General features: G+C 73.7%; 23 protein-coding genes. 12 read left to right on the top strand and 11 right to left on the bottom strand.

From position 1 onward, the window contains the following. Nucleotides 1–4: 4 nt before the first annotated feature. The 4 genes from MXD64_RS09130 to ybaK form a co-directional block, all read right to left on the bottom strand. Nucleotides 5–547, bottom strand: a complete 543-nt coding sequence (locus MXD64_RS09130; protein ID WP_017887364.1) for an adenine phosphoribosyltransferase — start codon at nt 545–547, stop codon at nt 5–7. 250 nt (nt 548–797) lie between these two features. Continuing rightward, a complete protein-coding gene (locus MXD64_RS09125) occupies nt 798–1,031 on the bottom strand; it encodes a hypothetical protein (RefSeq protein ID WP_263136335.1) in 234 nt (77 codons plus the stop codon). A gap of 805 nt (nt 1,032–1,836) precedes the next feature. Then, entirely contained in the window at nt 1,837–4,446 is a 2,610-nt protein-coding gene (locus MXD64_RS09120) for an ATP-dependent Clp protease ATP-binding subunit (RefSeq protein ID WP_263136334.1), read from the bottom strand. 95 nt (nt 4,447–4,541) lie between these two features. Continuing rightward, nucleotides 4,542–5,027 carry a Cys-tRNA(Pro) deacylase gene (gene ybaK, locus MXD64_RS09115; protein WP_042537191.1) on the bottom strand — a complete coding sequence of 162 codons (486 nt, stop codon included), beginning with the start codon at nt 5,025–5,027 and terminating at the stop codon, nt 4,542–4,544. 66 nt (nt 5,028–5,093) lie between these two features. On the opposite strand from ybaK, the gene MXD64_RS09110 reads away from it, so the two are divergent. Then, a complete protein-coding gene (locus MXD64_RS09110) occupies nt 5,094–5,387 on the top strand; it encodes a hypothetical protein (RefSeq protein WP_017887369.1) in 294 nt (97 codons plus the stop codon). A 61-nt stretch (nt 5,388–5,448) separates the two neighbouring features. Then, nucleotides 5,449–6,186 (top strand): YidC/Oxa1 family membrane protein insertase, encoded by a 738-nt coding sequence (locus MXD64_RS09105; protein WP_263136333.1) that lies wholly within the window; start codon nt 5,449–5,451, stop codon nt 6,184–6,186. Here MXD64_RS09105 and MXD64_RS09100 read toward each other — a convergent pair. After that, nucleotides 6,183–6,398: a hypothetical protein gene (locus MXD64_RS09100; protein WP_071250731.1), complete on the bottom strand. Its 216-nt coding sequence runs from the start codon at nt 6,396–6,398 to the stop codon at nt 6,183–6,185. The genes MXD64_RS09105 and MXD64_RS09100 overlap by 4 nt on opposite strands. A 321-nt stretch (nt 6,399–6,719) precedes the next feature. Here MXD64_RS09100 and MXD64_RS09095 point away from each other — a divergent pair, with 321 nt between their 5' ends. Next, the gene (locus MXD64_RS09095; RefSeq protein WP_262159805.1) at nt 6,720–7,421 is read left to right on the top strand and encodes a hypothetical protein; all 702 of its coding nucleotides are present in this window, start codon (nt 6,720–6,722) and stop codon (nt 7,419–7,421) included. Between the two features lie 229 nt (nt 7,422–7,650). After that, on the top strand, nt 7,651–9,018 hold the full coding sequence (locus MXD64_RS09090) for an MFS transporter (protein ID WP_263136332.1): 1,368 nt from the start codon (nt 7,651–7,653) through the stop codon (nt 9,016–9,018). A gap of 199 nt (nt 9,019–9,217) precedes the next feature. On the opposite strand, the gene MXD64_RS09085 is transcribed toward MXD64_RS09090, so the two are convergent. Continuing rightward, nucleotides 9,218–11,299, bottom strand: coding sequence for a carboxypeptidase regulatory-like domain-containing protein (locus MXD64_RS09085; protein WP_263136331.1), 2,082 nt, complete (start codon nt 11,297–11,299; stop codon nt 9,218–9,220). A 208-nt stretch (nt 11,300–11,507) separates the two neighbouring features. Then, nucleotides 11,508–11,972, bottom strand: coding sequence for an NUDIX domain-containing protein (locus tag MXD64_RS09080; RefSeq protein ID WP_263136330.1), 465 nt, complete (start codon nt 11,970–11,972; stop codon nt 11,508–11,510). Nucleotides 11,973–12,148: 176 nt separating this feature from the next. Between MXD64_RS09080 and MXD64_RS09075 the strand changes: the two genes are divergently transcribed. After that, nucleotides 12,149–13,018, top strand: coding sequence for a universal stress protein (locus MXD64_RS09075; RefSeq protein WP_263136329.1), 870 nt, complete (start codon nt 12,149–12,151; stop codon nt 13,016–13,018). Here MXD64_RS09075 and MXD64_RS09070 read toward each other — a convergent pair. The 3 genes from MXD64_RS09070 to MXD64_RS09060 all read right to left on the bottom strand — a co-directional run bounded on the left by MXD64_RS09070 (nt 12,975) and on the right by MXD64_RS09060 (nt 15,502). Then, nucleotides 12,975–14,003 carry an SGNH/GDSL hydrolase family protein gene (locus tag MXD64_RS09070; RefSeq protein ID WP_262117563.1) on the bottom strand — a complete coding sequence of 343 codons (1,029 nt, stop codon included), beginning with the start codon at nt 14,001–14,003 and terminating at the stop codon, nt 12,975–12,977. The genes MXD64_RS09075 and MXD64_RS09070 overlap by 44 nt on opposite strands. A 108-nt stretch (nt 14,004–14,111) precedes the next feature. Further along, nucleotides 14,112–14,468 (bottom strand): PRC-barrel domain-containing protein, encoded by a 357-nt coding sequence (locus tag MXD64_RS09065; protein ID WP_042537177.1) that lies wholly within the window; start codon nt 14,466–14,468, stop codon nt 14,112–14,114. A gap of 50 nt (nt 14,469–14,518) precedes the next feature. Next, the gene (locus MXD64_RS09060; RefSeq protein WP_259495755.1) at nt 14,519–15,502 is read right to left on the bottom strand and encodes a glycosyltransferase family 9 protein; all 984 of its coding nucleotides are present in this window, start codon (nt 15,500–15,502) and stop codon (nt 14,519–14,521) included. A 100-nt stretch (nt 15,503–15,602) separates the two neighbouring features. On the opposite strand from MXD64_RS09060, the gene MXD64_RS09055 reads away from it, so the two are divergent. The 7 genes from MXD64_RS09055 to MXD64_RS09025 all read left to right on the top strand — a co-directional run bounded on the left by MXD64_RS09055 (nt 15,603) and on the right by MXD64_RS09025 (nt 22,472). Further along, nucleotides 15,603–16,160 (top strand): D-glycero-alpha-D-manno-heptose-1,7-bisphosphate 7-phosphatase, encoded by a 558-nt coding sequence (locus MXD64_RS09055; RefSeq protein WP_017887379.1) that lies wholly within the window; start codon nt 15,603–15,605, stop codon nt 16,158–16,160. Beyond that, nucleotides 16,157–17,236: a glycosyltransferase family 9 protein gene (locus MXD64_RS09050; protein WP_259575288.1), complete on the top strand. Its 1,080-nt coding sequence runs from the start codon at nt 16,157–16,159 to the stop codon at nt 17,234–17,236. Before MXD64_RS09055 ends, MXD64_RS09050 begins: the two co-directional genes overlap by 4 nt. An 86-nt stretch (nt 17,237–17,322) precedes the next feature. Then, nucleotides 17,323–18,324 carry a glycosyltransferase gene (locus MXD64_RS09045; protein WP_071250741.1) on the top strand — a complete coding sequence of 334 codons (1,002 nt, stop codon included), beginning with the start codon at nt 17,323–17,325 and terminating at the stop codon, nt 18,322–18,324. Then, nucleotides 18,321–19,649 carry a glycosyltransferase gene (locus MXD64_RS09040; RefSeq protein ID WP_017887381.1) on the top strand — a complete coding sequence of 443 codons (1,329 nt, stop codon included), beginning with the start codon at nt 18,321–18,323 and terminating at the stop codon, nt 19,647–19,649. Before MXD64_RS09045 ends, MXD64_RS09040 begins: the two co-directional genes overlap by 4 nt. Further along, the gene (locus MXD64_RS09035; RefSeq protein WP_017887382.1) at nt 19,646–20,269 is read left to right on the top strand and encodes a D-sedoheptulose-7-phosphate isomerase; all 624 of its coding nucleotides are present in this window, start codon (nt 19,646–19,648) and stop codon (nt 20,267–20,269) included. Before MXD64_RS09040 ends, MXD64_RS09035 begins: the two co-directional genes overlap by 4 nt. Continuing rightward, complete coding sequence (locus MXD64_RS09030; protein WP_263136328.1) at nt 20,266–21,705, top strand: PfkB family carbohydrate kinase; 1,440 nt, start codon at nt 20,266–20,268, stop codon at nt 21,703–21,705. Before MXD64_RS09035 ends, MXD64_RS09030 begins: the two co-directional genes overlap by 4 nt. 62 nt (nt 21,706–21,767) lie before the next feature. Then, nucleotides 21,768–22,472, top strand: coding sequence for an SDR family oxidoreductase (locus MXD64_RS09025; RefSeq protein WP_263136327.1), 705 nt, complete (start codon nt 21,768–21,770; stop codon nt 22,470–22,472). Nucleotides 22,473–23,383: 911 nt separating this feature from the next. On the opposite strand, the gene MXD64_RS09020 is transcribed toward MXD64_RS09025, so the two are convergent. Further along, a complete protein-coding gene (locus MXD64_RS09020) occupies nt 23,384–24,478 on the bottom strand; it encodes a glycosyltransferase family 9 protein (RefSeq protein ID WP_194590912.1) in 1,095 nt (364 codons plus the stop codon). Nucleotides 24,479–24,499: the final 21 nt, after the last annotated feature.

Genomic DNA, 24,499 nt, shown 5'->3' with positions numbered 1-24,499 from the left:
GCGCTCAGGCTGGGACGGCGCCGAGCGTCGCGACGGGCAGCCGCGGCTCGAGGCGCTCGCGTCCGTTCAGGCCGTCGAGCTCGAGCAGCGCTGCGAAGCCGATCGCCTGGTAGCCGGCGCGCTCGAGCAGCGTGATGGTCGCGGCTCCGGTCCCCCCGGTGGCCAGGACGTCGTCGACGACGAGCACCCGCGTGCCGGCGGGCAGCTGACCCGGTCGCAGTTCGAGTTCGGCCTCGCCGTACTCGAGCGCGTACTGCTCGCTCAGGACCTCGCCGGGGAGCTTGCCCGCCTTGCGCACCGTGAGCACACCGACCTGGTGCTGGGCGGCGATGCCCCCGGCCAGTGCGAAGCCACGGGCCTCGATGCCGGCGACGGCGTCGAAGCCGGCCCCGACCGCGAACGGTGCCGCGAGTGCTTCGCACACGCGACCGAAGGCGACGGCGTCCGAGAACACCGGCGTCACGTCGCGGAACAGCACCCCCGGCTTCGGGAAGTCCGGCACGAGGGCGGTGAGGCGTTCGACGAGTGCAGCTGCGGTTTCGGTCACCCGCCAACGGTACGGGAGGCCCGGGGTGCGTCCGACACGTCGGCGCATGGTGCGAGGCTGGTCGCCTCGTGTGGGCCCCACCGTGCGCTGCACGGTGCGGGTTCCGTCGGACGGTTCACCGAAGGTGGCTCGGTGCGAGGTTGTTTCCTCGCACCGAGCCGTCCAGGCCGCACGGGCTCCGGAAGGACGCACCGTGCGTGCGTGACGCCGACGACAGTGCCGACGACAGTGCTGGCGACAGCGCCTGCGGTCAGCGCCACATCCGCATCGCGGCGCCCTGGGTGATCCAGTCGGTCTCGCGCTGTCGGCGTTCCCGCTCGAGGCGGGCCAGCGTGGCGAGGTCGACCTCGGGCCGCTCCTTGCGGGTGCGTCGGCTCCAGATGATGAGCGACATCCCGACGCGGAGTGCGATGCGGTCGGCGAGTGAGACCCGGCGGCGCACCGCGCGGGTATCGGGTGGACGGGTGGTGGTCTTCGTGGGCACGGTGATCCCCTTCAGGGCATGGCAGAGCTGCCCGGGTGTCGGGCATGACGAAACCGCCCGGATCGCGGGCAGCGAGAATTGAATGCGTGGGAATGCACTCCGGGATGGTCCGGAAATGTACGGACAACGATCGCGGAATGCGCGTCGACACCGAGAGCGTCGCACTGCCCACCGACATTCTTCCGGCGTCGTCCGCACAGATCGGACGGGACGCATCAACGTGCCGTCGAGCCGTTCGGTGGACGAACGAACCGGTGCTGCACGAGCCAGATCGGCTCAGCGCAGGGTGCCCGGAAGCACAGATGTCAGGAGAGTGGGACGCTCCGGGTCAGCGGACGCGAGACGGGGAACCGACGCGTCCACGGATTCCACGGAACGGAGTGGTCGTTGCGATCATCATGGTCGGCCCCCTTTCGGTCTCGAGCTGGTGGAGTCGTCCGGGTCGAATGTTCGACCGTTCGCGACGAGTGAACACTATCGGCACCGCAAATCGGAGCGCAACCCCTTTTTCGGAAAACGTCTGGAATTGCATTCCCGAACAGGCCGATCACGGTGCGAGGTTCGTGTTCTCGCGCCGACTCGCCAGCTGCGTGCAGAGTTCCCGTCGTGCACCGGAGACGGGCCTGCCGGCTGCACCGTGCGCTTTCGGCGGACCGGTGGCAGCCTGCGCGCTCGGTGCGGGATCGCAGGCCTGCACGGTGCGGGCAACCTCGCACCGGGTGACGGAGCACGTACGGAACACGCACGGTGCACGCCGGAGGCCCGGTACCGAATCGATACCGGGCCTCCGGTGCGTGCGAGCGGACTAGACCGCGGCGTGCTCCGCGACGCTCGCCGTCAGGGAGTCACCCTCGACGTCGATCCGCACGGTGTCACCCGCGGTCACCCCGCCCTCGACCACGAGTGTCGCGATGCGGTCGTCGACCTCGCGCTGGATGAGCCGACGGAGCGGACGGGCGCCGTACTCCGGCTCGTACCCGTGCTCGGCGAGCCAGGCGACCGCGGCGTCGGACACCGACAGGAACATGTCCTGTGCGACCAGCCGGAGCGCCGTGTCCTGCAGCAGCAGGGACACGATCGACGCGATCTGGGACCGGTCGAGCTTGCGGAACAGCACGATCTCGTCGATGCGGTTGATGAACTCGGGCCGCATCGCCTCGCGCAGCTTGCCCATGACGCGGGCCCGCAGGTCGTCCTCGGCGAAGCCGTCCGTGGCACCGACCGGGGAGAACCCGAGCGCTCCCGAGCGGGAGGCCAGGAACTCCGAGCCGATGTTCGACGTCATGATGACGACGGTGTTCCGGAAGTCGACCGTCCGCCCCTGACCGTCGGTGAGCCGGCCGTCGTCGAGCACCTGCAGCAGCAGGTTGAAGACGTCCGGGTGGGCCTTCTCGACCTCGTCGAGCAGGATCACCGAGTACGGGTTGCGACGGACACGCTCGGTGAGCTGGCCGGCCTCGTCGTGGCCGACGTACCCGGGAGGGGCACCGACCAGGCGCGACACGGTGTGGCGTTCGCCGAACTCGCTCATGTCGAAGCGGAGCATGGCGGACTCGTCACCGAACAGCGACGACGCCAGGGCCTTCGCGAGTTCGGTCTTGCCGACGCCGGTCGGTCCGAGGAACAGGAAGCTGCCCACCGGACGACGCGGGTCGCCCATGCCGGTCCGGCTGCGCCGAACCGCCTTGGCGATCGCCCGCACGGCGTCGTCCTGGCCGACGACGCGGTCGTGCAGCTCGGACTCGAGCGCGGCGAGCCGCGTCTTGTCGGCCGAGCCGAGTCGGGTCACCGGGATCCCGGTGGCACGGGACACCACGGCGGCGATGTCGGCTTCCGCGATCGACGTGTCCGCGGATTCCGGACGGGAGGTCTGGCTGGCGTCCGCCGACGAGGCGGCGGTGATCCGGGCCTCCAGTCCGACGATCTCGTCACGCAGGTCGGACGCTTCCTCGTAGTGCTCCTCGGCGACCGCGCTGTCCTTGCGGGCGGTCAGGTCGGCGACCTGGGCCCGCAGTGCCTCGACGTCGACGTCGCCCGACAGGGCGAGGCGGCGGCGTGCACCGGCCTGGTCGACGAGGTCGATGGCCTTGTCCGGCAGGTGCCGGTCGGTCACGTAGCGGTGCGAGAGCTCGACCGCGGCGCGGAGTGCCTCGGGCGTGTAGGCGACGCCGTGGTGCTCCTCGTAGCGCGGGGCGAGGCCGGTCAGGATCGCGACGGCGTCCTCGACGTTCGGCTCCCCCACCGTGACGGGCTGGAACCGGCGCTCGAGCGCGGCGTCCTTCTCGATCCGGCGGTACTCGTCGAGCGTCGTCGCGCCGACCAGGTGCAGGTCGCCGCGGGCGAGCCGGGGCTTGAGGATGTTGCCGGCGTCCATCGAGCCGCCCTCGCCGCCGCCACCGGCGCCGACGACGGTGTGGAGTTCGTCGACGAAGACGATGAGCTCGTCGGCGTGCGCCGCGATCTCGTCCATCGCCGTGGTGAGGCGCTCCTCGAAGTCGCCGCGGTACCGGGTGCCGGAGAGCATGCCGGGCAGGTCGAGCGCGACGACCCGCTTGCCCTGCAGCAGGGCGGGGACGTCGCCGTCGACGATGCGCTGGGCGAGGCCCTCGACGATCGCGGTCTTGCCGACGCCGGGCGCACCGATCAGCACCGGGTTGTTCTTGGTGCGGCGGAGCAGGATCTCGACGGTCTGCTCGATCTCGTCGGCGCGGCCGATCACCGGGTCGACGTGCCCGTCACGGGCGCGCTCGGTCAGGTCGGTGCCGAATTGGTCGAGCGTCGGGGTGTCGCTGTCGGAACCGGACTCGGCCGTTCCGGTCGTCGCAGCGGTTCCTGGCATGGAGCGCCCCGCTCGTGCTGCTGCCGCGGCCTGCTGGGCGTAGTCCTGCATGACCTGCGGGGTGATCCCGGCGCTGGCGAGCAGCTGGCCGGTCACGGTTTCCTGGTCCGTCACGAGCGCGAAGAAGACGTGCTCGGGGTCGGTGTAGGTGCTGCCGAAGCCCCGCGCGGCCTGCGTCGCCTCGACGAGGATGCGCTGGGCGGTGCCGGTCAGTGCCGGGCGGCCGGGCTGCTCGGCGAGCGGTTCGTGCGCCATCGGCAGGCGCTGCTCGATCTCGTCGGCGAGGCGCTGGGGGTCGACCCCGGCAGAACGCACGACGGCGTCGAACGGTTCGGTGCGGACGAGCACGTGCAGGATGTGCAGTGCGTCGATCTCGCGCTGCCCCTGCGCGAGCGCGAACTCGGCGGTGTGCTGGAGCAGCTCGTGGGTCCGGCGGCTGAGCAGCCGGGTGATGTCGACCGGTCGACCGAACGCGCGGACGCGCTGCTGGTCACCGGTGCGTTGTGCCGCAAGCAGGCGGGCGAGGAACTCGTCGAACGAGTCGTTGCCGCCGGTCGGGCCGAACGTCTCTGGCAAAGGGACCTCCTGGGAACTTGAGTGCCTTCGACTCAATGCAACGCAGGAGGGCCCGGCTCATTCCCGGTTCCGGAATGAACTTGCGGCGACTCGACTCAGGTCCGCGCGATGGGTGCGGAGACCGCCTCGGTGATCCGCGCGAGGTCCGTCGGCGCCACCTCGACGTCGAAGCCGCGACGTCCGCCGGACACGAAGATGCTCGCGTACGACAGTGCTGACTCGTCGAGCACGGTGCGGAGCCGGGTCTTCTGGCCGACCGGACTGATGCCGCCGACCACGTAGCCCGTGCGCTTCTCGGCGAGGGCGGGATCGGCCAACGTCGCCTTCTTGCCCCCGACCGCCGCGGCGATGGCCTTGAGGTCGAGCCGGTTCGCCACCGGCACGATCGCCACCGCCAGTGCGCCGTCGACCGAGACGACCAGGGTCTTGAAGACCTGCTCCTCGCGGAGGCCGAGGGCGGCGGCCGCCTCTTCGCCGAAGTTGGTGGCGCTCTCGTGGTGCTCGTACACGTGCGGCGTGTACGGGACCCCGGCCGCCTCGAGCGCGACGGTCGCTGGGGTGCTCGGCGAACCTGCGGTCATGCCGTGATCCTCCCCCGCCGCACCTTCCGGTCCTCGACGGCACGCGGGCGTTACGCTGAACGGACCATGACCGCCGTCCTGCTCGTGCTCCGCGCCACCGCCGCGCTGGTGCTCGGTGACCCCGCCGCGGGGGTCCTGCCCCTGCTGGCGGTGGCGGCGCTCGGACTGACCGCGGTCGCCGTGACCGTGGTGGTCGCGCGCCTGCTCGTCGCGGTGCTGGCGGCCGTCATCGGCGTCGGATCGACGTCGATGTCCGATCGGACCGCCGTGCCCGACCTGGTCACCCGCATCGGGTGGAGCCACCCCGACGCCGACGGACACGTCCGCTCGCGGGCACCGGGGGTCGCGACCCCGGCCTGACCACCGACCGGTGGCCGGGCCGCACGCGCACCCCGCTGACCCACCACCGATCGGAACCGTCATGGACCTGTCCACCCTGCCCCTCGTCGGCCCGCTGCTGCACGGCGGCGCGGACCTCGTCGCCGCGCTCACCGCGGCGCTGTCCCCCGTCGCCGGCTCGTTCGCCGCGGCGATCGCCGTCGTGCTCCTCACCCTGGCCGTCCGCCTGGTGCTCGTGCCGCTGTCCGTGCTGCAGGTGCGGGCCGAACGGGACCGCCGGCGTCTCGCACCCCAGCTCGCGGCGCTCCGGGAGCGGTACGGCCGCGACACCCAGCGCCTGCAGCGCGCGATGCAGCAGCTCTACACGGACGAGAAGGTCTCGCCGCTGGCCGGCTGCCTGCCCGTCCTCGCGCAGGCACCCGTGGTGTCGCTCGTCTACGCCTTGTTCACGCATGCATCGATCGGCGGCACCGCGAACACCCTGCTGGACGCCACGTTCGTCGGGGTCCCGCTCGGGCACTCCCTGATCGTCACGCTCACGTCGCCGCTGTGGGTGCACGCCTGGGTTTTGCTGGTGTTGTTGGCGGTGCTCGCGGTCGTCGTCGAGCTGAGCCGCCGGTCGAACCTGCACTGGAACCCGGTGGCGGCGCCGGAGCCCGGCACGCCCGGGGCCGCCGCGACGGTCGCCGTCGGCCGGTACGTGCCGTTCGTCACGGTCGTGTTCGCGGCGATCGCACCGCTCGCCGCCGCGCTCTACGTCGTGACGAGTGCGGCCTGGACGTACGGGGAACGCGCCGTGCTGCGCCGGGTGGTCCGCTAGCCGCCCTGGCCCTCCTGCTGCGGACCCTGGTCGACCGGGTCGTACTCGGTGCCGCGACCCTGTTCCTCGTCGGCGGTCGGCACGTGGCGTTCCGTGCCGGTCCCGCCGGGGCTGGTCGCGATGTAGTCGGCCTCGCCGGACTGGGTGTCGTGGCTCAGCGGCTCGAGGGTCTCGGCGTCGGCGTCGTGCTGCGGCGTGGGGTCGGTGCTCATGCACCACGCCTACTCCCTCGTTCTGGGTGCGCGCGCACGGCCGGCCGGTGCCACGATGGACCTGTCCACGCGACCGGCAGAGCGGGAGTGCGCATGGCCCACGACGACGTGGCAGCGGAACGGGCACGGCTCGAAGCCGTCGCCTGGGGAGCAGGGTCGAGCCCGGCGGAGGCGGCGCGCGCCCGGATCGCGCTGCAGGACCTGGAGCGCGGACAGCGACCGCGCAGGCGCCCGGTCGCGACGGCACGGGATCCACTGCCGGGAGGCCCGGGACCGGCCCGCACGTCGGCCCCGTCCGCAGCGAGGTCGGGTCCAGGGCCCGTGGCCGGGCCAGTGCCGGCGGCCGTGCCCGCGCCCGCCGGCGCGGCGGCCGTGCCCGCGCCCGCCGGCGCGGCGGCAGTGCCCGCTGCAGCCGACGTGTCGGAGCCGACCGACGGCGGTGGGGGCGACCACGTCGACGAGGCGCGGGGCGACGGCGGAGTCGAGCCGGGCCTCCAGGCCGTGCCGACCGCTCGCACCCGGTGGCGTCGGTGGCTGTGGACGGAGCGACCACGCGCCTGGATCGCGGGCGGCGCGGCGGCGGCGGTGGGCGTGGCGTTCGCGGCCGGGACGCTCGTCGGGACCGCGCAGCCCGACGTCGCGGCCGCGCCGAGCGTCACGCCGACGGCGGGGACGGTGACGCTCGAGCAGCTGCTCGACGTGCCGCAGACGTACGCCGACCAGCTGCCGGGGCCGGTCGCGGCGCCCGTGAGCCTGCACACGACGCGACTGGTCTTCACGAACCGGGCGCTCGACGGCGGGACCGCCGAGACCCCATGGAACGTCTGGGCCGGCATCGGGACCGACCGGTCGACGATCTGCCTGGTGGCGACGGCGGACCGCATCGAGTCGTCGACGGCGTGCTTCCCACGGCAGGCGGCGTTGCACGGATCGGTGTCGATGTCGGCGCAGTCCAGGAGCGGCACGCTGACGATCGAGCTGCGCGGGGGCGGGGTCCAGGGTCGGGTGACGAACGAGTACTGAGCGAGCGGTCGGGAGCTGAGTGTTTCGTTGGAGCGCTCCGACAAATGTGCTGGATGCCCTCGCGAGAGACGTTCCATCGTGCAACACTGGATGAGCGCACTCGTCGTGGAGTCGTACCCACATCATCCACATCCGCCAGCGAGCGCGCCCCGCAGACCCTCCAGGTCACCGCCGTCAGAACGATCGGCACCGTCGCGCGCTCCACCGTGCCTCGGAGGAGGTCAGCAGCGTGTCCACCAACACCACCACCTCGGCCGTGTCGACCCACACGCGGCCGATCACCGTCACCAGCCAGTCGATCGTCGGCATCGCCGTCCTCGGACTGGCCACGTTCTTCGCCATCACCACCGAGCTCATGCCCGTCGGGCTGCTCGGCACGATGAGCGCGGACCTCGGCGTGACCGAGGCCACCATGGGCATCGTCATCACCGTGTACGCCGCGGCCGTCGCGCTCCTCGCGCTGCCGCTCACCGCGTTCACCGCGAAGCTGCCCCGCAAGACCGTGCTCGTCGCCACGCTCGTCGGCTACACCGTGTCGAACCTGATGGTCGCGCTCGCACCGTCGTTCGCCGTGGTCTGCGCCGGACGCGTCGTCGGCGGCATCGCGCACGCGCTGTTCTTCTCGGTCGCCTCGGCGTACGCCACCCGGATCGTGCCGCCGCGGCTGGCCGGTCGCGCGATCGCGTTCGTGTACTCCGGTAGCTCGCTCGGGTTCGTGCTCGGCGTGCCCCTCGCGACCTGGGTCGCGCAGCACATCGGCTGGCGCCAGGCCGTGTTCTCCGTCGGGGTCGCCGCAGCGGCACTCGCGATCGTCGCCCTGCTGTTCCTGCCCGCCGTCCGCGGCGCCTCGTCGCCGCACATCGGATCGCCGAAGGCCTGGGCACGCACCGGGCTGCTGTCCGTCGTGATCGCCGACATGCTGCTCTTCGCCGGGCACTACGTCGTCTACACCTACATCGGGCCGTACGCGATCGACGCCGGGCTCGATGCCGGCATGGTGAGCGGGGCGCTGCTCGTGCTCGGTGGCACCGGTGTCGTCGGGCTCTGGCTCGCCGGCATGTTCGTGGACCGTGCGCCCCGGCAGACCCTGATCGCCTCGGTCGCCGTGATGGCCGTGGCCTTCGCGACGATGCCGTTCGTGCACGGCTCCCTGATCGGGACGATGGTCGTCGCGGGCGTCTGGATGGCCGCGAACGGCACCACGGGCACGCTCTTCATGGCCGCGGCGATCCGCGCCGGAGGCGTCTCCCCCGACATCGCCGGCGCACTGGTCAACGGCGCGTCGAACATCGGCATCGCCGGTGGTGCGGCGTTCGGCGGGCAGGCGCTCGGGATCGTCGGGCTGCAGTACCTGCCGTTCGCCGGCGCCGCGGTCCTGGTCGGGGCGCTCGGGGTCGTCGTGCTGGCGCGCCGCGGGTTCCCGGTGCACTCGCACGCGCAGGAGCACCTGTCGACCTCGTCCATCGAGGCCATCACGTCGTCGCTCGCGGTCGTCACCACGTCGGTGCCGGTCGTCGGGCGGGCGATCCAGACGGTGACGGGGTCGATCGGCGTCGTCACCGGGTCGGTGCAGCGGCAGCGGACGCGGACCCGGTAGCGCTGGCGGGTCGTCCGGCCGGTGGGTCGGCGGGGTGGTCGGTGGCAGAGTGGTCACGACATGCCGCGCGCCGATCGTCGAGTGGTCGAGAAGTGTCGGCTGGCGGGTCGGCGGGCCACGGTTTGCGACCACTCGGTGGACGCCGGCGGCGTGTTGTGCGGCCACCGCCACCGCCACCGCCACTGCGCCCGCCGCGCGGTCAGTCCTGCAGGTGGTCCGTGCGGCGGCGGTTGCGCACCGCGCGGTAGGTCAGCAGCGCCGCACCGAGCAGCACCAGCACCCCGGCGGCGATGAGTCCCGGACCGAGGTCGGCCCCCGTGTACGCCAACGGTCCACCGTCCCCCGCGTCGCCCTGGCCCGACACCGGCGCGGAGCCCGAGCCCGAGCCTGCAGCGGGGCCGGTCGGAGCCGCTGAAGGAGCGCCACTCGGCGACGGTGACGGCGACGGAGCGGGAGCCGGACCCACCGCGGCCCGCACCACGAACGCCAGCGGCGTCGCGGCCCCGGACTCCGGGGTGACGACGGTCGCCGCCTCGGCCCCCTCGACGTCGACCGAGACGACGTACTCGGTCGTGGGCTCCAGGCCGGTCAGGTCGAACGCACCGTCGTCGTCCGTGACGACCGACACGGGATCGCCGGACTGCGTGTCCGTCGGAGCCGCGACGACCTCGACGTCCGGAACGGGCTCGCCGTTCGTGTCGACGACCGTGCCGGGTTGGTCGGTCGTGACCTCGGCTGCGGTTGCTGCGGAGGCGAACGGCAGGTCGGACGAAGCACGCTCGCCGGCGACGGCCGTCACACCGGTGTTCGAGGTCGCCCCGGTCGCCCCCGGCTCGGGACGTTCGGTCCGGACGGTGTACGTGCCCGCCGCGGTGGCGAAGACGTAGCGACCGTCGGCATCGGTCTCCGTCGATGCGACCACGGCGCCCGTGCCGTCGACGAGCTCGACCACCGCGCCGGCGGGCACGGATGCACCGTCGAGCGAGACCACACCCGCTACCGTCGCGACGACGGCGGCCGGCACATCGATCTCGTCGGGGACTGCCGGTGCCGCGTCGACGTCGCCGGTCGTGATGGTCACGGGCGGCTCGTCGGCGACGGACACGTCGAGGTCGGTGTCCGCCGGCAGGTCCGAGCCGGTGTAGACGCCGTCGCTGTTCGTCGTGGTGTCGACGAGGACGTCCCCGGAGTCCGGGTCGGTGATGACGACCTCGAGGTTCGAGACCGGTCGGCCGTCCTCGTCGACCACGGTGCCGATGACCGACACGGTGTCCTCCAGCGACGTGAACGCGAAGTCGGCCCGCTGGTCCACGCCGCCCGGCGAGCCTGCCTGGGCGAGGGAGACCCTGGTCGGCTGGTCCGGGCCCTCGGCGCCGTCCGGCGGGGTGATCTCGACGCGGTAGTTCGCGATGACCGGCAGCTGCGGGAACGCGTAGGTGCCGTCGGGGTCGGTGGTCGTCGTGGAGACGGTGCCGCGCGGAGCGGTGACGCGGACGATCGCCCCGGGGATGGGGGCACCGTCGAGGGTCGCCGTGCCGGTGATCGCGGCGGTGCGGTTGGCGAACCAGGTCTGGTACACGGGGAACCCGCTGCGCTGCTGGTACGTGATCGTCAGGCTGGTGAGTGACACGGTCGGCGTGAACCAGGCCGTGGCACCGGCGGTGTCGACCGCGCCGGTGTTGCCCCTCAGGGTCCGGGTGGCCGGGTCCCAGGTGGGCCGGTCCTGGCCGGTCGTGTCGTCGGGGTCGGCGGTGCACGACGGCCCTCCGGCGACGGCGGCCGAGCACGAGTTGTAGGAGCTCACGTAGCCGAGCTGCTCCGCGGTCGCGGCGCCACCCCCGGAGACGGTGGCCGAGATGGTCGCCCGGTCGGCGTCGACGTCGCCGAGCACGAACGACCAGCTCTGGGCACCCGGCGTCGGCTCGGCGAACGTGTAGGTGGTCGTCGATGCCCCGGTCGTGGGCGAGTCGACGTTCGGCCGCTGGTTCATGTAGGTCGTGCCGCGGCTCGTCCCGTAGACCGCGCCCGACGGGGTCGACGCCGACTGCCAGGTCGATGCCCCGCTGACGACGGTCGACTGCCGGGAGTCCGACGTGAAGGTCGTCTCCGGGAACCCATCGAGCGTCATCGTGCCGGTGTAGGCCCGGCTCGCTCCGCTGAGGGTGAAGGTCCCCCAGTTGCCGACCGGCTCCGCCGACGCACTGGTCGCGCCGCCGATCGCGAGTCCTGCTCCGAGTGCGAGGGCCGTCAGCCCTGCCGTGACCGCGCGCCAGCGCCGCATGTGTGCTCCCCCGCTGTGGCGCCGGAGAACCCGACACCCCCTCAGACTATCCAGCGGGCGCGGCTCGTGTCCGGGGCACGACACAAGCAAGAAGGTCCCGCCGAGTGGTCACGACATGCCGCGCGCCGATCGTCGAGTGGCCGAGAAGTGTCGGCTGGAGGCCCGCCGGACGACGGTTCGTGACCCCTCGACGAACACGAACGGTGCGTCAAGAGCCCAGCGCCACCAGGGCGTCGAGCGCCGGCACCTGCCCGGCCACCACGAGCTCCCGCGCCTGGTCGACACCGACCCATCGGGCGTCATCCACCTCGGGCACCTCGACGAACCGCCCCGACCCGCGCGGCAGTTCGAGCCGCACGGTGTTGCTCCGCACGGTGTCGACCGAGAACCCCGACGCCGCGGCCGCGAAGACGCGCACGCGCTTGCCGGATGCCTGCCGGAACTCCCCCAGGTCGGTCAGGTCTGCGGCGCCCACCGGTGCGGGCACGCCGATCTCCTCGGCGAACTCGCGCAACGCGGTCACGTCGGGCTGCTCACCGGCCTCGACCAGGCCCTTCGGGATCGACCAGGCACGCGGCCGGTTCCGCCAGAACGGCCCGCCCATGTGGGCGAGGAAGACCTCGGGCCCGGACGGACCGGTCCGGTGCAGCAACAGTCCGGCGCTCACGACCACGGCCCGAGACTACGCAAGGACCTGCCGGGAGGCCCGGGTCACCGCCGCCGCGCCGCGCACCACCCGACGTGGCCGGGCCCACCGCCGGTTCCCCGGCCCGCGCCGGGAGTACCGTGTGGCGCACGGAGCGCCGTGTGACGCCCCCGGAGGACCTGCGATGGAGGAGGCCGATCGGGATGGACGAACGATGGACGACGGTGACGCTGGCCGCGGACGCCGCGATGCCGCACGACGAGGCCCTGCGGTGGATCGTGTCGCGTGCGGGCAACGGCATCGAGCGGATCCGGATCATCGGTGCGGACCCGGCGATCGAGGGACCCCGACCGGTCGCCGACCGTCTGGCCGAGGCCGCCCGCGCCGCCCTGCCCGGGGTCACCGTCGAGGTGCACCGGCACGCGGGGCCGTTCGCCACCGCCCTGGTCGAGGAGTCGGACGGGGGCGACCTCCTGGTCATCGGCACGTTCCGGAGCCGGCGGGGTTCGACCGCCGGTGGCGACCCGGCACGCGTGGCGGTCCGGGCCGCCGTGCCGACGGTGATCGTCCCCGAGGGGCCGCACCCGATCGACGGCGACGCGGTGCTGGCGGTCGAGGAACCGATCGACGAACGCGCCGTCTCGATCGCCGTCGGCGAGGCCGTCCGGCTGCACCGCCGACTGACGCTGCTGCGGGCGTGGGAGATGCCCGTGCTGACCAGGACCGGGCTCACCGACTTCGCCGAGGACCCCCAGCGGTGGCGCGCCCGGAACGCCGAACTGCTGCAGCGGGTCACCGAGGACCTGACCGCGCGGTTCCCGGCGGTGCGGATCCGGCCGCTGCTCGTCGAGGGACACCCGGGGCACGCCATCGCATCGCGCACCCGGCGGGCGTCGCTCGTGGTGCTCGGACGGGGGCACGTGCGGGTGCTGTCCGGCGCACTGCTGCACGACGTGGTGCGTGAGACGGCTGCACCGGTCTGCGTCGTCCCGCCGGCCGCGCACCCGGACAGCGCGGTGCCGGAAGGGGTCAGCCGGCGAGTTCCCGGATCGCGTCGGCCATCTGGTCGGTGAGGTAGGCGACACCGCGGCCGTTCGGGTGCAGGGCGCCGGCCTGCAGGTCGATGCGTCGCAGGTCGCTCGAGCCGGTCAGGCTGACGCCCGCGACGTACCGCTCGTCCGTCGGGGCGCAGGCCGAGTGGGCCTCGGTGCGGTCGAGGACGTCGACGAACCGGACTCCGGCGGCGTCCGCGGCGGAAGCGGAAACGGTGTCGAGCTCCTCCTGCACGCCGTGCAGGTACGCGACGTCGTCGTCGGTGAAGGGGAAGGTGTCCGACGGGAAGGACCCGGCGAGCGTGCCGAGGTCGAGCGCCGAGCGGAAGCAGCCCTTCGCCGGGGTGTGCTCGGTGTCGGGGAAGATCGCCGGGTACCCGAGGAACACCACGACGGCGTTCGGTGCGGCCCGTTTCACTGCTGCCAGGGTGTCGGCGATCCCGAGCGCGACCCGGGACTGGATCTTGGCGCTGAGTTGGTCCTCACCGTCCTGCACGAGCGTGCTCTCACACGACGGCGCGTCACGTCCGGAGAACACCGGGCCGTCGGCCGAGATCGCCAGGCACGATGCGGCGGTGCCGAACAGGTCCGCGTCGTTGCCGCCGATCGTCAGGGTCACGAGCCGGGTTCGCGACGACAGTGACTCGATCTGCGGTGGGACGCCGTTGAACTGGTGCCCGGTCGTGACGTCCTCGCTCGTGGCGCCGGCGCACGTGACGTCGGTCAGGTCGAGGCCGAACCGTGCCGCGAGCCGGTGCGGGTAGTCGCGGGCCGACTGCACGCACGCGCTCGTGGGCAGCCGGGTGCGATCGCCGAGCCCGTACCCGGCGGAGTACGAGTCACCGAGCGCGACGTACTCGCTGCCGGGCGGCAGGTCGGCGAGCGATTCGGCGGGGTCGTCCGGCACCGGGTAGGGCTGCGGGACGGGCCACATCGGGGCAGCCGAGGCGGGCTGCACCGAGCCCGGAGCCGCGACCCCCGCCACCACCAGCCCGACGACGGCCACCGCTGCCAGGGCGGCGAGCAGCGTCGTACGGGCGGTGCGGAGCAGTTGCGGCCTCCGGGCGGGTGCGGCGGATCGGTCGGTCGGGTCGGGCGGTGGCGCGGGACGGTGTCAGCGGCGTCCGAGTCGGCGTTCGCCACCGCTGCCGGTGCGGTACTCCAGCCCGTAGTGCTGGAACAGCACCGGCTCGGTGGCGGCGTCGAGCTCCCCGTCGGTCGGGATCGACGGTGCGTCCTTGACGAGCTTCTTCGGGAACGTCACGCGCAGGTGCTTCGGGGCGACGGTCGCGCCGAACAGCGGGACGAAGACGAGCTTGTGGAACCCGACCATGCCGGTCGTGAGTGCTCCGAACGCCGGCTCGGACGTGGCGGTGTCGTAGTAGATGCTCTCGAGCGTGCCGACCTTGTCGTCGGCCTCGTCGACGACGGGCAGACCGATCCAGTCACGGATGTTCGCGGCTTCGAACACGAAGGACTCCCTCCGAGCAACCGGCAGGTCCGGGTGGCTCTCGGTCGACGCTACCGCTCGGTCGCCTGAGCGGTCACCCGGAGCCGGTCGACTGCGCCGAGCACGTCGTCCGCGGTGACGGCGAGGATGGCCGGGTCCGGGTCCTCGGCGAAGACGTCGCCGCGGCGCACCGATGCGTCGGTGAGCACGATGTGCGGGCCGGTCGCGGGCGGACCCCACGCCTCGGGCGGTGCCGGTCCGAACAGCACCACCGAGGGCACCCCGTACGCGGTCGCCAGGTGCGCAGCACCGGTGTCGACCGTGACGACGAGCCGCGCCGCGGCGATCACCGCGGCGAACGCCTGCAGGTCCAGCGTGCCGGCCAGGACCGCCTCCGGCGCCAGGCCGGCCGCGTCGGCGACGGCACGGGCGCGCACGACGTCGTCCGAGCCTCCCGTCAGGACCACGTCGGCACCGCGCGCCCGGAGCCCGCGCACCACGTCGGCGAAGCGGTCCGTCGGCCAGTGCCGCGCACCGTGGAAGGCCCCCACGTGCACGACGGCCGCGCCGGCGACCACCGGGGGCGCGGCGGGGCGGTCGATGTGCACCTCGGTCGCGTCCGCGGGGATGCCGTGCCACGTGAGCAGGTCCGCCCAGCGGTCGCGCTCGTGCACGCCGTCGGGCCACTCCGGGCCCTCGTAGTCGTGGGTGCGGTCGGCGTGTCCGATCACCCGGCGCGGGCCGAGCGCGGCGACGAGGTCCGAGGACTCCGGGCCGGCGCCGTGCAGGTTGACGGCGACGTCGACGGCTCCGTGCGGCACCCCGATCGGGTGGTCGAGACCGTGCTGGGCCAGGTGCACGTCCACCGCCGGGACGAGTTCGACGACCGGCGCCAGCCACGCCGTGGTGGCCAGGGTGATGCGGTGGTCGGGGAAGGCCCGGCGGAGCGCGTGCAGTGCGGGGACGGCGACGAGCAGGTCGCCGAGCTTGATGGCACGGAGGACGAGCAGTTCCGGGCGTCCGTCGGAGTCGGGCAGTCGTTCGAGTGCGGTCACCGCCGCGACGGTAGACCCGCCACGCTGACGGGGCTACCGGGACCGCGCTCCGTGGCGCTTCCTGGGGCGGTGCCCGGCCGTCGACCGGTAGTCACGGGGCATGCCCCTCGCACCGGACCGCGTCATCCGCGGCCTGCTCCTCGACCGCGACGACACCCTCGTGGTGGACGTCCCGTACAACGCCGACCCGCACCTGGTCGTCCCCGTCCCCGGCGCCCGTCGCGCCGTCGAACGGGCACGTGCCGCCGGGATGCTGCTCGGGGTCGTCACGAACCAGTCGGTGATCGCCAAGGGCATGGCCACCCGCGAGCAGGTCGACGCCACCAACGCCCGGGTCGACGAGCTCGTCGGCCCGTTCGACGTCTGGTGCGTCTGCCCGCACGACGCCGGCGACGACTGCGCCTGCCGGAAGCCCCGGCCGGGGATGGTCCTCGACGCCGCCGACCGGCTCGGCATCCCGCCGGAGTCGATCGTCGTCGTCGGCGACATCGGTGCCGACGTGCAGGCCGCCCGGAACGCCGGTGCGCAGGGCATCCTCGTGCCCACCCCGCGCACCCGCCGCCAGGAAGTGGACGCCGCCGAGACCGTCGCCGCCGACCTGGACGAGGCCGTCACCCTGGTGCTCGAACACGTCGGCAGCGTGGCGGACCGGGCGTGAGCGCCGCTCGACGCGTCCTCGTCGCCCGGCTCGACTCGTTCGGCGACGTCCTGGTCGCCGGGCCCGCGGTCCGCGCGGTCGCCGCCGGGGCCGCGCACGTGACGATGCTGTGCGGACCGCAGGGTGCCCCGGCCGCCGACCTGCTGCCCGGCATCGACCGGGTGCGGGTGTGGGCGGCGCCGTGGGTGACCGAGACCGCACGCCCGATCGACGACACCCTGCTCGCCGGGTTCCGCGCGTTGATCGCCGAGGAACAGCCCGACGAGGCAGTCGTCCTGACGTCCTTCCACCAGTCGCCGCTGCCCCTCGCGCTGCTCCTGCGCCTGGCCGGGGTCCCCCGGGTCTCCGGGGCCTCGGTCGACCACCCCGGTTCCCTGCTCGACGTGCGGCTGCGCCCCGGCGAGGACCTGCCCGAGGACCTCCCCGAACCCGAGCGCGCGCTGCGGATCGCCCAGGCGGCCGGGTTCCGGCTGCCGCCGGACGACGACGGGAGGCTCGCGGTGCGCCACGACGCCGTCCTGCCCCCGCCCGTGGCCGGCCTCGACCGCTACGTGGTCGTCCACCCCGGAGCCAGCGTCCCGGCACGGTCGTGGCCGGAGTCGCACCACCGCGCGCTCGTCGCCGCCTACGCCGAGCGCGGCGTCCCCGTCGTCGTCACCGGCTCCCCCGGCGAACGCACGCTCACCGCAGCCGTGGCGGGCGACACCGGCATCGACCTCGGCGGACGCACCACGCCGGCCGAACTCGCCGCCGTGCTGGCCGGAGCCGAGGTCGTCGTGGTCGGGAACACCGGCCCGGCACACCTCGCCGCCGCCGTCGGGGCGCCCATCGTCAGCCTGTTCTCGCCCGTCGTCCCCGCCGTCAAGTGGGCGCCGTACGCACCGCTCGTCGAACTGCTCGGCGACCAGGCCGCACCGTGCCGACTGAGCCGTGCCCGGGAGTGCCCCGTCCCCGGCCACCCCTGCCTGTCCGGAGTGCGCATCGAGGACGTCCTGGCGGCCCACGAACGGCTGCTCGACCGCGTTTCGCGGACTGATCGGAGAAGTCTGCGGTGCGGCCCAGAAGGCGCTGCGTAGCGTGCGCCACTGCTTCTCCTGCTCCTTCTGCTGCTGCTCCGGCAGCGGCCCGGAGTGACCTGTTCGACCCGACCGGAAGGCCCCGCATGCGGATCCTCGTGTGGCACGTGCACGGCGGCTGGATGGACGCCTTCGTCCGCGGCCAGCACGAGTACCTCATCCCGACCACCCCGGCGCGCGACGCCTGGGGACTCGGCCGCGGCGGGCGCGCCTGGCCGGACTCCGCGATCGAGATCGACCCGGCCGAGGTCGCCGAGGCAGAGGTCGACGTGGTCGTCCTGCAGCGCACCGAGGAGCTCGAGGAAGCCCGCCGCCTGCTCGGTGGCCGCGACGTCCCGATCGTCTTCGTGGAGCACAACGCGCCCCGGGTCGACGTGCCGGACAGCCTGCACCCGATGCGCGACCGCGACGACCTGACGATCGCGCACGTGACGCACTGGAACGCCCTGATGTGGGACTGCGGCACCACCCGGACCACCGTCGTCGAGCACGGCGTCGTCGACCCCGGCCCGCTGTACACCGGATCGCTCGAACGGCTCGGCGTCGTCATCAACGAACCCGTCCGGCGCAACCGTGTCGTCGGCACCGACCTGCTCCCCCGCTTCGCCGAGGTCGCCCCGGTCGACGTCTGGGGCATCGGCACCGAACGGCTGCCGGAGCTCGGCTTCGGTGACCGTGTGGTCGCGCGGGGCGACGTCCAGGCCGACCCCATGCACGCGGCCCTGGCCGAACGGCGGGCCTACGTGCACCCGAACCGCTGGACCTCGCTCGGCCTGTCGCTCATCGAGTCGATGCACATGGCCATGCCGGTCCTGGTGCTGGCGACGACGGACGCAGCCCGCACGGTCCCTGGTGAGGCCGGGGCGATCGCGACCGACGTCGAGGAGCTGGTGCGGGCCTCCAGGCTCCTGCTGGAGGACCCGGACGAAGCGCGTCGACGGGGGCTCGTGGCGCGGGAGGCCGTGCTCGCACGGCACGCGCTCGGTCGGTTCCTGGCCGACTGGGACGACCTGCTCGACGACGCCGTCGCGCGCGGTGCGCGACGGGACCGTGCGGCGGCAGCCGCGCTCGAAGGGAGCCTCGGATGAAGATCGCCATGGTGTCCGAGCACGCGAGTCCACTCGCCGTGCTCGGCGGGGTCGACGCCGGTGGACAGAACGTCCACGTCGCCGAACTGTCCGCTGCGTTGGCCGACCGCGGCCATCACGTGACCGTCTACACGCGGCGCGACGACGCGTCGCAGCCGGTCCGCGTGCCCCTGCGTCCCGGCGTGGACGTCGTGCACGTCGACGCCGGGCCCGCCCGAGCCGTCCCGAAGGACGAGCTGTTCCCGTTCATGGGGACGTTCGCGTCGGTGCTCGCCGCCGAGTGGTTCCTCGACCGTCCCGACGTGGTGCACGCGCACTTCTGGATGTCGGGCCACGCCGCGCTCGACGCGGTGACCCAGGTGCAGGCGCGGACCGGCGGCGTGCGGATCCCGGTGGTGCAGACCTTCCACGCCCTGGGCGTCGTGAAGCGCCGACACCAGGGCGCCGCGGACACCAGCCCGACCGAGCGCGAATGGGTCGAACCCGCCGTCGGGCGCAGCGTCGACCAGGTCGTCGCCACCTGCTCGGACGAGGCGTTCGAACTCAAGACCCTCGGCGTCCCGCTGCACCGCATCTCCGTCGTGCCGTGCGGGGTCGACGTGTCGCTCTTCCGTCCGGACGGCCCCGTCGAGGAGCGCGACCGTCCGCTCCGGGTGCTCACCGCGTCACGACTCGTGCAGCGGAAGGGCGTCGGGACGACGATCGCCGCACTCGCAGCGCTGGTCGAACAGGGCCGTGACGTCGAACTGGTCGTCGTCGGCGGGGCCGGTGTCGCCGGTGCCGACCTGGTGGACGACCCCGAGTACCAGCGCCTCGACGCGCTCGCCCGGTCACTCGGCGTGCGCGACCACGTCACGTTCCGCGGGCAGCTCGGGCAGCAGGACATGCCGCCCGTCTACCGGAGCGCCGACGTCGTCGTCTGCGCCCCCTGGTACGAGCCGTTCGGCATCGTGCCGCTCGAGGCGATGGCCTGCGGCCGCCCCGTGGTCGCGTCGAGCGTCGGTGGGCTCATCGACACCGTCGTCGAGGACGCCACCGGTCTGCACGTGCCGCCGCGCGACGAGCGCGCGGTCGCCGAGGCCGTCTGTGCCCTGCTCGACGACCCCGAGCGCCGTGAGGCGTACGGCCGCGCCGGACGGCAGCGGGCCGAGTCCCGCTACACGTGGCAGAAGGTCGCGGCCGACAGCGAGCGCGTCTACGAGCGGCTGCTCGCCGGCGCGACGTCGTCCGCCAGCACCGCCGTGCCCACCGCCGCCCGCTCGCGTACCACCCACGCCGGCCGGGTCACCCGTGCCGCGCAGCCGACGGAGAGGACCGCACGATGACCATCGACCAGCAGACCGGGGTCGAGGACCGCGCGGTCACCGACAGCGCACGCGTCGTCGTCGACCACGTCGCGGCGTCGGTCCCCGTGATCGCCTCCCTCGTCGACCACAAGGACCACATCGCCGCCTGGGCGGACGACATCGCCGGGCGGCTCGTTGCCGGTCGACGGTTGCTCGCCGCGGGCAACGGCGGCTCGGCTGCCGAGGCCCAGCACCTGACGTCCGAGCTCACCGGCCGGTTCGAGGGCGACCGGCCCGCGTACTCGGCCATCTCGCTGCACGCCGAGACCTCGGCCGTGACGGCGATCGGGAACGACTACGGCTACGACCAGGTCTTCGCACGCCAGGTGTCGGCGCACGCCCGGGCCGGTGACGTCCTCGTCCTGCTGTCGACGAGCGGGAAGAGCCCGAACCTGCTCCGCGCCGCCGAGGCCGCACGGGCCGTCGGTGCGCGGTCACTCGCACTGACCGGATCCGGGCCGAACCCGCTCGCCGACCTGGTCGACGACGCGATCTGCATCGAGGGGCCGTCCGCCAACGTGCAGGAGGCGCAGCTCGTCCTGGTGCACGCGCTGTGCAAGGCGATGGAGCCGGCGCTGCGTCGCGGGGGTCGTCGATGAGCGGGGCCGCTCCAGCCGTCGGCGGTCGGGGTGCCGGCGGTGCCGCTGGCCGTGCCGCCGCCCCGCGGTTCCGCATCGCCGTTGTCGGGGACACCCTGCTCGACGTCGACGTGTCCGGCACGAGCGAGCGGCTGAGCCCGGACGCGCCCGTGCCCGTCGTGGACGTCGCCACCGACGACCGCCGCGCCGGTGGCGCAGGACTCGTCGCGACGATGCTCGCCCGCGACGGCCACGACGTCACCCTGGTCACCGTCCTGAGCGACGACGGTCGTGCCCAGGAGATCCGCGACCTGCTGCCCGACGTCACGATCGTCGCCGGGCCGTCGGGTGTCCCCACCCCCGTGAAGACCCGCGTGCGCGTCGTCGACCATGCCCTCGTGCGCATCGACGAGGGCTGCGCGACCCCGCCCGTCCCCGGGGCCACCGAGACTATGACCGCCGCGCTCGACGGTGTCGACGCGATCGTCGTCGCCGACTACGGCCGCGGGGTCGCCGCCGCGCCGGCCCTCCGCGATGCGCTCACCCGTGCGGCCGAGCACCTCCCGGTGGTCTGGGACCCGCACCCCAAGGGCGCAGCCCCCGTCCCCGGCACCACCGTCGCCACCCCCAACTCGGCCGAGGCGCGACGCTTCACCGACGTCGAGGGACACGGTGTGCCCTTCGCGACCGTCGCCGCCGCCCGGCTCGTCGAACAGTGGCAGGCCGGTGCCGTCGCCGTGACGATGGGGGACCGCGGTGCGCTCCTCGCCGACGCCCAGGGCGACAGCCGCTTCGTGCGGGCGCCGTCCGTCAGTGCAGGGGACCCCTGCGGAGCCGGCGACCGGCTCGCCGCGGGCGTCGCCGTCGCACTGGCCTCGGGGGCGGACGTCCCCGACGCGGTCTCCGCCGGTGTGGTCGCCGCGTCCGAGTACCTGGCAGCCGGTGGCGTCACCGCGCTCTTCGCCGATGACGGCCCCGCGCCGCTCGCCGTGCCCGGGGCCGACCGGGACGCGATGCGCCTGGTGCACGACGTCCGGAGTGGCGGTGGCACCGTCGTCGCGACCGGAGGCTGCTTCGACCTGCTGCACGCCGGGCACGCCCGCACCCTGTCGGCCGCCCGTGCACTCGGCGACTGCCTGGTCGTGTGTCTCAACTCGGACTCGTCGGTCCGCGGTCTGAAGGGCCCCGACCGGCCGATCATGACCCAGGACGACCGGGTCGAGCTGCTCCTGGCGCTCGACTGCGTCGACGCCGTCGTCGTGTTCGACGAGTCGACCCCCGACGAGGCACTGCGCCGCTTCCGCCCGGACGTCTGGGCGAAGGGCGGCGACTACACCGCGAGCGAACTGCCCGAGACGGCGACCCTCGCCGAGTGGGGTGGCCGCGTCGTCACCGTGCCGTTCCACCCGGGCCGGTCGACCACCCGACTCGCCGCCGCGATCGAACGCGTCGGCTGAGCGTCCGCTCGCCGTCCCGCACCTGCTCGACCACTTCCCGCTCCACTACGCAAAGGACATCCATGCCCGTCCCCACCACCCCCATCGGCCGCGTCCTCGTCACCGGCGGTGCCTCCGGACTCGGCGCCGCCGTCGTGGCCGCCGTCACCGAGGCCGGCGGCACCCCGATCGTCCTCGACCTGCGGATCGACGCGGTGCCCGAGGGCGTCGACGCCGTCGCCGTGGACGTCTCGGACACCGACGCCGTCGAGCAGGCGGTCCGTGACGCCGCCGAGCGCCACGGTGGCCTCGACGCCGTCGTCACCGCCGCGGGCATCGACACCCCCGCCCCGATCGACGCGATCTCCTCCGGCAAGTGGGAGCAGATCGTCGGCGTCAACCTGATCGGCACCGCCTCGACCGTGCGCGCCGCCCTGCCCGCGCTCGAGGTTACGCACGGCCGCGTCGTCACCATCTCGTCGTCGCTCGCCCTGCGCGGCGTCGGCGACGGCACCGCGTACTCGGCGTCGAAGTTCGGCGTCCGCGGGTTCTCGCAGGCGCTGGCCGCCGAGACCGCCGGTCGCATCGGCGTCACCAACATCATCCCCGCCGGGATGCGCACGAACTTCTTCGCCGACCGCACCGAGCAGTACAAGCCCGGTCCGGACGCGCAGCTCATCGAGCCGGAGTACGTCGCGAACTCGATCGTCTTCGCGCTGTCGCAGCCGGCCGGCTGCGAGATCCGCGAGCTGTCGATCATGCCGGCGACGGAGCCGAGCTGGCCGTAGCCGCTCGCCGCTGACGGGCGGGAGGCGCGGTGCCGGCGGTCGCGTGTCCCGAGCACGGTGCACGGTGCGTCACCTGGTGCAGCGTTGACGGCTGGGTGCGCGCTTGCAGCGCCGCACGCAGCGGTGAACCGCGCACGGGGCGACGGCGTGCGCACGGTGCGGCCGGGAGGCGCGTTGCGGGCTGGCAGCGGGCCTCCCGTCCGGCGTCCGGTCGCGTTCCGTGCACGGTGCACGGTGCGCGGTGCGCGGTGCGTCGCGTGGTGCAGCGTTGACGGCTGGGTGCGCGCTTGCAGCGCCGCACGCAGCGGGCAACCGCGCACGGGGTGACGGCGCGCGCACGGTGCGGCCGGGAGGCGCGTTGCGGGCTGGCAGCCGGCCTCCCGTCCGACGTCCGGTCGCGTTCCGTGCACCGTGCGCGGTGCGTCGCCTGGTGCAGCGTTGACGGCGGGGTGCGCGCTTGCAGCGCCGCACGCAGCGGGCAACCGCGCACGGGGTGACGGCGCGCGCACGGTGCGCACGGTGCGGCCGGGAGGCGCGTTGCGGGCTGGCAGCGGGCCTCCCGTCCGGCGTCCGGCCGCGTTTCGTGCACGGTGCACGGTGCACGGTGCGCGGTGCGTCGCCTGGTGCAGCGTTGACGGCTGGGTGCGCGCTTGCAGCGCCGCACGCAGCGGGCAACCGCGCACGGGGCGACGGCGTGCGCACGGTGCGGCCGGTGCGGCCGGGAGGCGCGTTGCGGGCTGGCAGCGGGCCTCCCGCCCGGCGTCCGGTCGCGTTCCGTGCACGGTGCGCGGTGCGTCGCCTGGTGCAGCGTTGACGGCTGGGTGCGCGCTTGCAGCGCCGCACGCAGCGGGCAACCGCGCACGGGGCGACGGCGTGCGCACGGGACCGAAGCTCGCACGGTGCGAGGCTCGTCAGGTCGTGCGGAGCAGGTCCTCGACGTCGGCGAGGACGGCCTCCGGCTCGACCTGGTCGACGTAGGACGGGTCGTGCTCGCACCGCTCGGCGGTCCAGCCGACCTGCGTGACGTCGATGCCGCACACCGGGCACCGCGTCACGAAGGACAGGTGCACCCGGTGCCGACCGCGGTCGAAGGGTCCGGCGTTGATGACGTTGCCGAACCAGAACACCCCGACGGTCGGCGTGCCGACGGCCACGGCGAGGTGGCGCGGACCGGAGTCGTCGCCGACCATGACGTCGGCGGCGGCCAGGACGTCGGGGAGTTCCCGCAGCGGCAGTGACCCGGTGCGGTCGTGGACGCGCTCCCGAAGCTCCAGCGGCAGCGACGCGACGATGGCGGACGACGCCGGCACGTCCGAGTCGTCACCCATGAGCACCACGTCGTCCCCGGCGGCGAGCCGGGCACGGGCGACCTCGGCGAAGCGCGAGGGGCTCCAGCGGCGACGTGGGTCGGTGGCGCCGGGGTGGATCGCGACGAGTCGTGCCCCGCTCCCGACGCCGAGGCGCTGCCGAACGTCGGCCCGTGCGGCTCCGGAAACGTGCAGTCGCGGGTCGAGGGTGACCGGCTCGGCGCCCGCGAGCGAGGCCACCTCGAGCGCCCGGACGACCTCGTGCTGGTAGTACACGTAGCGGACCCAGCGCTCCAGCACCCGTGCGTCCTCGGTGGCGGTGCCCACGGTGTGACGCGCACCGAGCCGGAGCAGGAACGGGTTCGAGTTCCGACCGCCGCCGTGCAGCTGCACCGCGAGGTCGAAGCGCCCGCGCAGCCGGTCGAAGAAGTCCTGCTCGGTCGGCGCTCCGCGGCCCGAGTCCCGGACACCGGGCACGACGGGGAGCTCCTCGAAGGCGTGGACCGCGTCGGTGCGTCCCTCGAGCACCGGGCGCGCCGACGGTGCCCCGAGCAGCGTGATCCGGGCCCCGGGGTAGGCGGCGGCGAGGGCCTCGACCGCCGGCAGGGCGAACATCAGGTCGCCCAGTCCCCCGCCGCGGAGCACCGCGATCTCGCCGACACCGTCGAACCGTTCTCCGCCCACACCGATCTGTTGCACGGCTCCACGTCTACCGGTCGG

Source organism: Curtobacterium sp. Arg-1 (genome assembly GCF_025643395.1).
Lineage (GTDB): Bacteria > Actinomycetota > Actinomycetes > Actinomycetales > Microbacteriaceae > Curtobacterium > Curtobacterium poinsettiae.
Note: the sequence above shows the minus strand (reverse complement) of the source record. Positions and strands in the feature narration are given on the sequence as shown.